At 49.6% G+C, this 11,266-nt stretch carries 10 protein-coding genes and 1 pseudogene; 8 read left to right on the top strand and 3 right to left on the bottom strand.

All coding sequences use genetic code 11. From position 1 onward, the window contains the following. Positions 1-281 (top strand): annotated as a pseudogene (locus ACTHUM_RS09730) (bifunctional acetaldehyde-CoA/alcohol dehydrogenase); the annotation flags it as partial. Positions 282-799: 518 nt separating this feature from the next. Next, on the top strand, positions 800-2,089 hold the full coding sequence (locus ACTHUM_RS09725; RefSeq protein WP_070646351.1) for a ferredoxin reductase family protein: 1,290 nt from the start codon (positions 800-802) through the stop codon (positions 2,087-2,089). Positions 2,090-2,365: 276 nt separating this feature from the next. On the opposite strand, the gene leuS is transcribed toward ACTHUM_RS09725, so the two are convergent. Then, positions 2,366-4,996 (bottom strand): leucine--tRNA ligase, encoded by a 2,631-nt coding sequence (gene leuS, locus ACTHUM_RS09720; protein WP_070695280.1) that lies wholly within the window; start codon positions 4,994-4,996, stop codon positions 2,366-2,368. Between the two features lie 468 nt (positions 4,997-5,464). On the opposite strand from leuS, the gene dnaJ reads away from it, so the two are divergent. Then, positions 5,465-6,634, top strand: a complete 1,170-nt coding sequence (dnaJ, locus tag ACTHUM_RS09715) for a molecular chaperone DnaJ (RefSeq protein ID WP_004518914.1) — start codon at positions 5,465-5,467, stop codon at positions 6,632-6,634. A gap of 65 nt (positions 6,635-6,699) precedes the next feature. Here the strand turns inward: dnaJ and ACTHUM_RS09710 are convergent, their stop codons facing one another. Continuing rightward, positions 6,700-7,143, bottom strand: a complete 444-nt coding sequence (locus ACTHUM_RS09710) for a MarR family winged helix-turn-helix transcriptional regulator (RefSeq protein ID WP_004518913.1) — start codon at positions 7,141-7,143, stop codon at positions 6,700-6,702. Positions 7,144-7,292: 149 nt separating this feature from the next. On the opposite strand from ACTHUM_RS09710, the gene ACTHUM_RS09705 reads away from it, so the two are divergent. The 5 genes from ACTHUM_RS09705 (at position 7,293) to ACTHUM_RS09685 (ending at position 10,239) form a co-directional block, all read left to right on the top strand. Then, positions 7,293-7,748: a hypothetical protein gene (locus ACTHUM_RS09705; RefSeq protein WP_039861854.1), complete on the top strand. Its 456-nt coding sequence runs from the start codon at positions 7,293-7,295 to the stop codon at positions 7,746-7,748. A 23-nt stretch (positions 7,749-7,771) separates the two neighbouring features. Beyond that, on the top strand, positions 7,772-8,209 hold the full coding sequence (locus ACTHUM_RS09700) for a cytochrome b (RefSeq protein WP_004518911.1): 438 nt from the start codon (positions 7,772-7,774) through the stop codon (positions 8,207-8,209). A 39-nt stretch (positions 8,210-8,248) separates the two neighbouring features. After that, complete coding sequence (locus tag ACTHUM_RS09695; protein ID WP_004518910.1) at positions 8,249-8,719, top strand: antibiotic biosynthesis monooxygenase family protein; 471 nt, start codon at positions 8,249-8,251, stop codon at positions 8,717-8,719. Between the two features lie 289 nt (positions 8,720-9,008). Beyond that, on the top strand, positions 9,009-9,587 hold the full coding sequence (locus ACTHUM_RS09690) for a TMEM165/GDT1 family protein (RefSeq protein WP_004518907.1): 579 nt from the start codon (positions 9,009-9,011) through the stop codon (positions 9,585-9,587). 1 nt (position 9,588) lies between these two features. After that, entirely contained in the window at positions 9,589-10,239 is a 651-nt protein-coding gene (locus ACTHUM_RS09685; protein ID WP_049335349.1) for a TIGR01621 family pseudouridine synthase, read from the top strand. A gap of 74 nt (positions 10,240-10,313) precedes the next feature. On the opposite strand, the gene ACTHUM_RS09680 is transcribed toward ACTHUM_RS09685, so the two are convergent. Then, the gene (locus tag ACTHUM_RS09680) at positions 10,314-11,240 is read right to left on the bottom strand and encodes a LysR family transcriptional regulator (RefSeq protein ID WP_003748251.1); all 927 of its coding nucleotides are present in this window, start codon (positions 11,238-11,240) and stop codon (positions 10,314-10,316) included. Positions 11,241-11,266: the final 26 nt, after the last annotated feature.

Genomic DNA, 11,266 nt, shown 5'->3' with positions numbered 1-11,266 from the left:
CCGACCTGAAATATCAGGAAATCGCCCGTACCTTAGGCCTGCCATGCAGCACACCGGCAGAAGGCGTAGAATCCTTCGCCCGCGCCTGCCACGAACTGGCGGTCAACGTCGGCATCAAAATGTCGTTTAAAGAGCAGGGCATCGATGAGAAAACCTTCCTCGATGGCAGAAAAGAGCTGGCCATGATGTCTTTTGAAGACCAATGCACCCCGGCCAACCCACGCCTCGCGATGGTGGCCGATATGGAAGAAATCCTGACCAAAGCCTACTACGGCGAATAAAATAGGGTAGTTAAAAAGGCCGTCTGAAACCTGAATATAGGGTTTCAGACGGCCTGAGACCTTTGCAAAATTCCCCAAAATCCCCTAAATTTCCACCAAGACATTTAGGGGATTTCTCATGAGTACTTTCTTCCAGTAAACTGCCCAAGCCATGATTGCCAAACACATCGACCGCTTCCCACTGTTGAAGGTTTCCCTCATGCCAAAATGGATACATTATTGGCAGAAAAAGGCTTGTTTGATCCCCAAGAATTTAAGTTAAGTGTGATGGCAGCATTTGGCTATCGCAAGTAAGAGCCTCACCCAAAAACGCGAAGTGGTGGAATTTATTAAATAATGTTCCACTTTAAACTATCAACGACAAGAAAGGCTGAGCATACCAACATTGGCGTTTTAAGCCCTAACAATGAATACAGGAAGCACTTTATCGATAATTTTGGCCTAATTTTTCCAAGATATACTTAGTCCTGTTAAAACAAGCACCAACTGTTTTATATTTTAATTTCACAAACACTACCATGAAAAATATTAAATTTACCTTATTTGCCTTTTTAGTCGGCATATCCGCTTTATGGCTGTTTGCCACGCCATTTCCAGACAAGTGGGGCGTATTTCCCGTACGTAACCTATTATTACAGTTCACCGGCAGCATCAGCATACTGGCCATGAGTGCTTGTATGATTCTTGCAGTACGTCCCAAAATGTTGGAAGGACTATTTGGCGGATTGGATAAAATGTACCGCCTGCATAAATGGTTGGGCATCATTGCCCTTTCAGGCAGTATCCTGCATTGGATCAGTAAGCAATTCCCCAAATGGCTGGTAAAGCTCGGTCTGTTTGACGGCAAAAAGCCACCGCGCCCACCGATGCAGGAAGTCTTGACTTTAAAAGATTGGTTAGTTACCCAGCGCCATTTTGCTGAAGAAGTGGGTGAGATTGCTTTTTACGTTGCAGTCGTCTTATTGGTTATCGCACTGATCAAACTTATTCCCTACCGTTGGTTTGCCAAACTTCACATCTTAATTGTCCCTGTCTATATTGCACTCGTATGGCACACCATCGTATTGGCAAACTTTGCTTACTGGGCTCAGCCACTTGGCTGGTTGCTGGCTACCGCCCTATTCTTCAGTAGTATTTGTTCCCTCCTCGCCCTCTTTAAACGCATTGGTAAACCGCAAACCGCAACAGTAACTGCCATGAACCAAAACGGCTCCCTGCTTTCACTTACCCTGAATGCGCCAAAATGGCAGGGACACCAAGCCGGTCAATTCCTCTTTTTACGTGCACATGGAGAAAGCCACCCATTTACCATCGCTTCAAACTGGAATCCTGAAAATCAACAAATCAATCTTATCATCAAAGACTTGGGCGACTACACCCATCGTCTGTCTCAACGTTTGAACATCGGTGATACCGTTAAAATTGATGGTGCATATGGCCGCTTCAATTTTTCAGATAAAAATGAACAAATTTGGGTGAGTAACGGTATTGGTTTTACGCCTTTCCTTGCAAGGCTCAAAGAATTAGCCAAACAACCATCCAATCAACAAATTGACTGGTTCCATGCCGATAGAAATTTATCTGCAGAAATAATCAACCAATGGAAAGATTTGGCTCAACAAGCGAATGTTACATTCCACTATATTCCTTCTGAAACCCAAAGATTATCAGCTGATCATATTGTACAAAGCGTTCAGAATAGTGAAACCCGCAGTCTATGGCTTTGTGGTAGTCGTAGCTTTACAAACAGTATTGCAGGAAAACTTAAGACACGCTCATTGCATCAAGAGCTGTTTGAATTCCGCTAAATGAACCTGATGAGACCTTTGTTTGGATTTAGGCTGTCGTGGGAAGGGCTTTTTTGCAAAGGTCTCAGCCTTTCTTTATTCGTCTAAACCTTAGTTTTTATCAAAGCTAAGGTCTTCATTTGAATACGATGGTTCAAAAAATATCTTCATAACTTTAATTTAATGGTAAACCTTACAATTCAAGGAAATAACGGTTTTAAAAATAAAAGGCCGTCTGAAAACCTGTTTCCAAGTTTCAGACGGCCTTTATCCGTGTGGCTAAACCTTAAAAGCGGTTTAGACGACAATATTCACCAAGCGTCCGGGAACGACGATGATTTTCTTCGCAGGCTTGCCTTCCATGAATTTCACTGCGCCTTCGTTAGCGAGTGCGGCGGCTTCGAGGTCGGCTTTGGAGGCGTCGGCGGCGACGGTGATTTTGCCGCGCAGTTTGCCGTTGACTTGAACCATCACTTCGATTTCGGATTTAACCAAGGCGGCTTCATCGACGGTCGGCCAGCCTGCTTCCCACAGTTTCGCGCCGTTTAATTCGCTCCACAGGGTTTCGCAGATGTGCGGCACAATCGGCCACAGCAGGCGTACGACGGCTTCCAATACTTCTTGGGCGACGGCTCGGCCTTGTTCGCTGCCGGTGTCGGTTTTGTCGTATTGGTTGAGCAGTTCCATCACGGCGGCGATGGCGGTGTTGAACTGCTGGCGGCGGCCGTAGTCATCGCTGACTTTGGCGGTGGTGGCGTGCAGTTTGTGGCGTAGGTCTTTGAGTTCTTTAGACAAACCATCTTGGCTGCCTGCAAACGCTTTGACCGCGCCGCCTTGTTTCAGGTATTCGTAAACAGTACGCCACAGACGGCGCAGGAAGCGGTGTGCGCCTTCGACGCCGCTGTCGCTCCATTCGAGGGACTGTTCGGGTGGTGCGGCGAACATCATGAACAGGCGGGCGGTATCCGCGCCGTAGGCGTTAATCAGCTCTTGCGGATCGACGCCGTTGTTTTTGGATTTGGACATTTTTTCCGTGCCGCTGATGACGACAGGCAGGCCGTCGGCTTTCAGAACAGCGGAAACAGGGCGGCCTTTGTCGTCGAAAGTCAGCTCGACATCGGCAGGGTTGATCCAGTCTTTGCTGCCGTTGGCGTTTTCGCGGTAGTAGGTTTCGCAGACGACCATACCTTGCGTGAGCAGGCGTTCGAACGGTTCGTCAACATTGACCAAGCCTTCGTCGCGCATCAGTTTGGTGAAGAAGCGCGCGTACAGGAGGTGCAGAATCGCGTGTTCGATACCGCCGATGTATTGGTCAACCGAGCCCCAGTATTTCGCGGCTTCTGCCGATACCATGCCTTCTGCGAATTGAGGAGACATGTAGCGGAAGAAATACCAGCTCGATTCCATGAAGGTGTCCATGGTGTCGGTTTCGCGTTTTGCCGCGCCGCCGCAGCATGGGCAGGTGGTTTCGTAAAACTCGGGCATTTTTGCCAGCGGCGAACCCATGCCGTCGGGTACGACGTTTTCGGGTAAAACGACGGGCAGTTGGTCGGCTGGGACGGGTACGTCACCGCATTTTTCGCAATGGACGATGGGAATCGGGCAGCCCCAGTAGCGTTGGCGTGAAATACCCCAGTCGCGCAGGCGGTATTGGGTTTTCGGTTCGCCAGCGTCTTGGCTTTGCAGCTTGGCGGTGATGGCGTCAAAGGCCATCTGAAAATTCATGCCGTCCAAGTCGCCGCTGTTGACCAATACGCCGTTTTCTTTGTCGCCGTACCATTCTTGCCATTGGTTTGCGTCGAATGCGTTGTCGCCGACGGCAATGACTTGTTTTTTCGGCAGATTGTATTTGGTGGCAAACTCGAAATCGCGTTCGTCGTGCGCCGGAACAGCCATCACCGCGCCGTCGCCGTAACCCCACAATACATAGTTGGCAATCCACACTTCCAGCTTGTCGCCGTTAAGCGGATTGACGACATAGCGGCCGGTCGGCACGCCTTTTTTCTCCATCGTCGCCATATCGGCTTCGGCAACCGAACCGGCTTTGCATTCGGCGATAAATGCCTGCAATTCGGGTTTGTCGGCGGCTGCGGCGGTTGCCAGCGGATGCTCGGCGGCAACGGCAACATAAGTCGCGCCCATCAGCGTGTCGGGACGGGTGGTATAAACTTGCAGGAATTTCGCGTAATCGCCTTCCAAGCCTTGTTTGCTGTCGTCTGAAACGGCGAAGCGCACGGTCATACCGCGAGATTTGCCGATCCAGTTGCGCTGCATGGTTTTGACTTGTTCCGGCCAGTGTTCCAGCTTGTCCAAATCGTTGAGCAGCTCTTCGGCGTAATCCGTGATTTTGAAGTAATACATCGGGATTTCGCGTTTTTCAATCAACGCGCCCGAACGCCAGCCGCGTCCATCGATAACTTGCTCGTTGGCCAATACGGTTTGGTCGACCGGGTCCCAGTTCACCGTGCCGTTTTTGCGATAGACGATGCCTTTTTCAAACAGCTTGGTAAACAGCCATTGTTCCCAGCGGTAGTATTCGGGTTTGCAGGTAGCGACTTCGCGCTCCCAGTCAATCGCAAAACCCAGGCTTTTGAGCTGGGTTTTCATGTATTCGATGTTGTCGTACGTCCAAGCGGCGGGGGCGACGTTGTTTTTCATCGCCGCGTTTTCCGCCGGCATGCCGAACGCGTCCCAACCCATAGGCTGCATGACGTTGAAGCCGTTTAAGCGTTTGAAGCGGCTCAATACGTCGCCGATGGTGTAGTTGCGCACATGCCCCATGTGCAGCTTGCCGCTGGGGTAGGGGAACATGGAGAGGCAGTAGTATTTGGGTTTGGAAGCGTCTTCGGAGACGTTGAAAATACGCTCGTCATCCCATTTTTTCTGCGCCGCAGGCTCGATGGCGGCGGGTTGGTAATGTTCTTGCATGATGTTTCGCTTTGTACAAAAGGCGTTGGGAAATAAAATCAAACGCAGATTATAGCGGATTCAGAAGCGGATTGCTTGTGTCGTAACATCATGTCAAACCGCTTTGGCATTGTTGTTTCCCGTTTGTTTTGACATGGAAGAACGCAAACAATCAAAAGGCCGTCTGAAAACAGGGTTTCAGACGGCCTAGATATGAAACGGTTAACGGTAAGTCTGGCAACGGCCGCCATCAGCATCAGGCATAAAAAGGAAGCAACTTTTTTATCAAGGAAGAAAATCTTTCTAATATAAAACAGCGGTATAGGGTCAAATATTCTTTCACTTTAAGGCCATTATCATGTTTTGACAAGGCGAGGGAGGCTGTCTGAAACAAAATTTTCAGCCGGCCTTAAAAATATCGACTTGAGTTTTTTACCTTCCGCCCACATATCCGACCCAGTTCAAATTTATTCAAAACACTATCAAACTATGAGTACCCAAGATTATTACGAAACCCTTGGTGTTGCCCGCAGCGCTAGCGACGATGAAATCAAAAAAGCCTACCGCAAGCTGGCAATGAAATACCATCCCGACCGCAACCCTGACAACAAAGAAGCGGAAGAAAAATTTAAAGAAGTCCAAAAAGCTTACGACACCTTGTCTGACAAGGAAAAACGTACCATGTACGACCAATACGGCCATGCCGCGTTCGAACAGGGCGCAGGTGCGGGCGGATTCGGTGGCTTTGGCGGTTTTGGCGGCCAAGGCGGATTCGGTGGTGCGCAAGGCTTCGATTTTTCCGATATTTTCAGCCAAATGTTCGGCGGTGGCGGCAGCTCAGGCGGCCGTCAGCCGGATTACAGCGGCGCAGACTTGCAGGTCGGCATAGAGATTTCGCTTGAAGAAGCCGCCAAAGGCGTGAAAAAACGCATCAACATTCCGACTTATGAAGAATGTGATGTCTGCCACGGCTCAGGTGCCAAACCGGGCACATCCGCATCGACTTGTTCGACCTGTCACGGCTCAGGTACGGTACACGTCCGCCAAGCCATTTTCCAAATGCAGCAGACTTGTCCGACTTGTCACGGTACAGGCAAAGAAATCAAAGATCCTTGCGTCAAATGCCGTGGCGAAGGCCGCACCAAAACCAGCAAAACGGTTGAAGTCAACATTCCGGCAGGCATCGACGACGGTCAACGCATCCGTTTGAGCGGCGAGGGCGAGCCGGGTCAACACGGCGCGCCGGCAGGCGATTTGTACGTCAATGTCCGCGTAAGACAGCACAAAATCTTCGAGCGCAACGGCTTAGACCTGCATTGTGAACTGCCGATCAGCTTTGCCATTGCCGCATTGGGCGGTGAAGTCGAAGTGCCGACTTTGGACGGCAAAGTCAAACTGCACATTCCGAAAGAAACGCAAACCGGCCGCCGTATGCGCGTGAAAGGCAAAGGCATCAAGTCTCTGCGTTCTAGCTCGACCGGCGATTTGTACTGCCACATTTTGGTTGAAACACCGGTTAACCTGACCGACCGTCAGAAAGAGTTGCTGGAAGAATTTGAAAAAATCTCCTCCGGCCTCAATCTCAGCCAAACCCCGCGCAAAAAATCGTTTTGGGAAAAAGTAGGCGAAAAAGTAGGCGATTTGTTCTCCGATAATTAATCGCTGTGAAAAAGGCCGTCTGAAACCTGTTTACATTGAGTTTCAGACGGCCTTTTTTATATTTTTCAGACTTTTATCATCTTTTGTTGTTTCAATATAATTTTCTGTGCCATTTCCAAAAACAGTTTCTGCTCGTCTGCAGACAGATCAGCCAAGGATTCTTGGTTGATGGCTTTGGCAATTTCGGTGGAGCTTGATTGTAAAGCACGCGCGTGTTCTGTCAGCATAATCAAACGGCTGCGTGCATCTTCAGGATTAGGCTCCCGTGTAATCAATCCGTCTCGCTCCATCCGTGCCAGAGTGTTGGCAATCGTTGCCTGCTTCAAATCGGCACGCTCAACTAATTCCTGTTGGCTCAAGCCGTCTTTATTCCATAGCTCGATCAAAATTGGAAATTGTGCAGGCGCAATCCCCAGTGGTTTTAAGCCTTCGCTCAATAAAATGGCAAATTGGCGGGCAATATGGTTCATCAAATAGCCTGCCGATTCAGTTTTGAAAACTTCGTTCACTTTGTTTCCTTTAAAATCAGATTATTGCGGATCATATCACAAATATAGCTTGCTATCTTAATTCATAGCACGCTATACTTATTTTAACTCGATAGCTTGCTATTTAAATGCTTTCAGACGACCTCTCTTAAATGTTCAAGGAAACCATAATGAACCGCAATACTTTACGCAAAATCCACGCCGCCGCAGGGGTGGGCGCATTTTTATTCATCGCTTCGTTTTGGAGCAGCACCGTGTTCAGCGAACTCTTCGGCTCGCACGAAACCGTCGCCGCCGTGAAGCAAACCATTGTTTATGCGCTGTTCGGGTTGATTGCCTGCATGGCAACCGTAGGCGCAACAGGCATGAAAATGGGTGGGAAAAGCAAACATACTGCGATTGCCGCCAAACGCCGCCGTATGCCCTTCATCGCCGCCAACGAAATGTTGATTTTGCTGCCTTGCGCGTTTTTCTTAAACAGCCGCGCCGCCGCAGGACAGTTTGACAGCGTGTTTTATATCGTTCAAATCGTAGAACTGATTGCTGGTGTGGCTAATCTGACGCTGTTGGGACTGAGCATGAAAGACGGATTTTCTATCCGTAAACCCAAATTGAAATCCATTTAATTGTTAATTTAAGAGAAAACATCATGAAACCTGATATTCCGCAACGTTACGGCACTACAACCCGCTTTCTGCATTGGACTATGGCGGCCTGCTATCTGTTTATGTTTGCAACCGCCATTGCTTGGAATATGGATGAAAGTCTGAAGTTTTTGACTAATCCTCATAAAGCGGTTGGCTTTCTTCTGCTGATATTGTCTGCTTGGCGTGTGATGCGGGCAATCCGCCAGTCCAGAAATCGACCGGTTGGCAGTATGGCTGCCAAATTTGGACATTGGGCAATGTATCTCCTGATGCTTGCCGTTCCAGTCACAGGTGTTATGAGACAAATTACTCAGGAAGGACAGATTCACGGAGCACTGGCATTTTCGTTGCTGTTCTTGTCTCTGGGACATATCGGCATGGTCGTTTACCACTACATCAAAGGCGAATCCGTAATGCCCCGAATGTTCGGAAGAGTTTAAATATCTCACATCAATTCAAACCTATAAGGAACTATCCATATGAATATCCGTAAAAAAACAGCTCTGATTGCCGCTGCCGCCACTGCCTTTGTCGCTGTCGGTTGTACTGCAAATGCCAAACAGTGGCAGGAAAAATGTGAAGCCTTTCAAAACAGTGTTGTCCTCATTAATACTTTTGAAGTGCCGCAGGGTAAAGAAGCCGAAGCTTTGGCTTCTTGGCAAAAAGCGCGTGATTTTTTGAAAACCCAGCCAGGCTATATAGCTACGCGCCTGCACCAAAATATAGATCCAAACGGTAAATATCATTTGGTCAACGTAGCCCGTTGGCGCAATATGGAAGATTTTAAAGCCGCTACTGCCAAGATGCGTCAGGCCCTGCCGGATAATATGCCTGAAGGGGTTGCAGCCAGCCCGGGTTTGTTTAAAGTGATTGAAAACGATATGCCGCATGGTTTTGGCAGATACAATGGCAAAGGATTCGGCCGTAAATTTGAAGTATGCGGCAAGTAATCGCAGGCCGTCTGAAACCTACTTGAATCAGGTTTCAGGCGGACTTTTGTTTTTCTTTCTGTTGCTTCAAGCCATGGTTTGCCTTACAATTCGCGCTTCACTCTTACGGGAGTAGCCATTCGGCGCAATGCCGAAACCGTTGTCAACATAATCGGCTTGTGCGGCCGTGGCAGCGGTATCTTCTCTGCTTTATCGGAAGACAGGCAAGACGTAAGCGTTGTCCATACCCTTGCGGGCGGTATGCACAGCGCTTTTTGTTTGCCCGCTTTTCGGTTGAGTATCTTAAATCATGGAAGCTTTTTTCTCCTCGACGCTGGGCGTTGCCATTGCCGAAATCGGCGATAAGACGCAATTGCTCGCACTCTTTTTAGCTGCACGTTTTGCCCACAAAAACGCGATTGTTGCCGGTATTTTTATTGCAACCCTGTTGAACCATCTTGTTTCAGCCGCACTCGGTGTCTGGCTGGCATCCGCTATTTCGCCCGAAGTCATGAAATGGGTGGTTGGCGGCAGTTTTATTGCGGTTGGATTGTGGCTGCTATTGCCGGACAAAGACGAAGATCCTGACGGTAAGTGGCTGAAATACGGCGCATTTACGGCGACGGTTGTCCTGTTTTTCTTGGCTGAAATCGGCGATAAAACGCAGATTGCAACAGTTCTTTTGGCAGCAAAATACCAATCTATCCTGCTGGTCGTGGTCGGCAGTATTGCCGGTTTGATGATTGCTTCTGTGCCTGCCGTGTATTTGGGCGAAATGCTGATGCGCAAGATTCCGGCCAAAGCAGTGCGCATTGCCGCATGTATCTTGTTCTGCCTGCTGGGTATTTTGACCCTGCTTGGCGACGGTATCGTGTTGAAGGCCGTCTGAAATGTGGGACATTGTTTTTGAACACAAAGATTTTGTGGTCATTAATAAGCCTTGCGGCGTATCGGTGCACAGCGAATCGGAAGGGGATGTTTGCCTGACCGCTTCGCTGGCGCAGCAGCTCGGTGTTGAACGCGTGTGGCTGGTTCACCGTTTGGACAAGGCCACCAGCGGCCTGTTGCTGTTTGCGCTCAACCGCGACAGCGCGGCGGCTTTGTCGGCACAGTTTGCCGAGAAAACTATGCGTAAAACGTATTTGGCACTCAGTACGCACAAGCCGGCGAAAAAGCAGGGCTGGGTGAAAGGCGGTATGGCGCGTTCGCGGCGCGGTACATGGAAGCTGACGCGAGACGAGGATAATTTTGCCGTTACCCGTTTCAGCAGCCAAAGCCTGAAGCCCGGTTTGCGCCTGTTTGTGTTGCAACCGTTTACCGGCAAAACCCATCAGCTGCGCGTGGCCATGAAAAGCATAGGCAGTCCGATTTTGGGCGATACGCTGTATGGCGGCGATGAGGCGGGACATCTGTTTTTGCACGCTTGGCGTTTGGTTTTCGACTATCGCGGCGAGCATTTCGATATTCGGGTTGCGCCCGATAAAACATGGCCGTCTGAAATCGATTTGTCGGCGTGTTTGGGTTCGGATGAATCCGAATAGAAGCAGTGAGATTTTTGTGTATATTAAAAAAGGCCGTCTGAAATTGTTCAGACGGCCTTTTGCTTGTTTTAAGTTTACATTTCCAATTCGCTCAAACCCGGCAAGTCGGCAAAACAGCGGTCGTGCGTGATTTGGCAGAAGTTGTCCAAATAGCCTTTGTTGGCATCTTCCGTACGAATGGCTGCATAAAGTTTGCTTTGCAGGCCGTCTGAAGTGATTTTGCGATGGACGACGTAGCCTTTTTCCAGATACGGCATGACCGTCCAATAGGGCAGGGCGGCGATGCCGCGTTTGCTGGCAACCAGTTGAATAATGGCAATGGTCAGCTCGCTGTGGCGGCGCGGCGGATTAATGCCTTTAGGCAGCAGCACTTTTTTAGGCAAATCCAGCATTTCGTCGGGGACGGGATAAGTAATCAGGGTTTCGTCGATAAAATCTTCCGCTTCCCAAACATCTTTGTCGGCAAGTGGGTGGTCTTCTGCACAGATGCCGACCATTTCATAGGCAAACAGAGGGCGGTAGCTGATGCCGTTGAGTGGCTCGGCTTCGGAAACGATGGCAAGGTCGGCACGGTGTTGTAGCAGCAGCCCGACCGGATCGGCTTGGAAACCGGAAACGATGTCCAATTCAACTTGCGGCCATAAGGGGCGGAACTCGCCCATGGCAGGCATCAGCCAGTCGAAGCAGGTGTGGCATTCGACGGCAAGCCTGAGTTCGCCCGCTTCGCCTTCGATAATCCGCACCAAATCACGTTCGGCGGCAGCAACCTGCGGCAACAGCTCGCGCGCCAGTTGCAATAGGCGCATACCGGCCGGAGTGAAGCGCAGTGGTGTGGATTTGCGTTCAAACAACGGCGTTTCGTAATAATTTTCCAAGGCGCGGATTTGGTGCGACAGGGCGGATTGGGTCAGGAAAACCCGTTTGGCGGCAAGGGAAACGCTGCCGGTTTCTTCTAAAGCCAGCAAGGTTTTGAGATGACGCAATTCGATAATAGAGTCCATGTGTTTTCAGACGGCCTGTGGGTAAG

This window comes from Neisseria sp. P0021.S006, from assembly GCF_051956895.1.
This window is presented reverse-complemented; position numbering and strand designations above follow the sequence as displayed.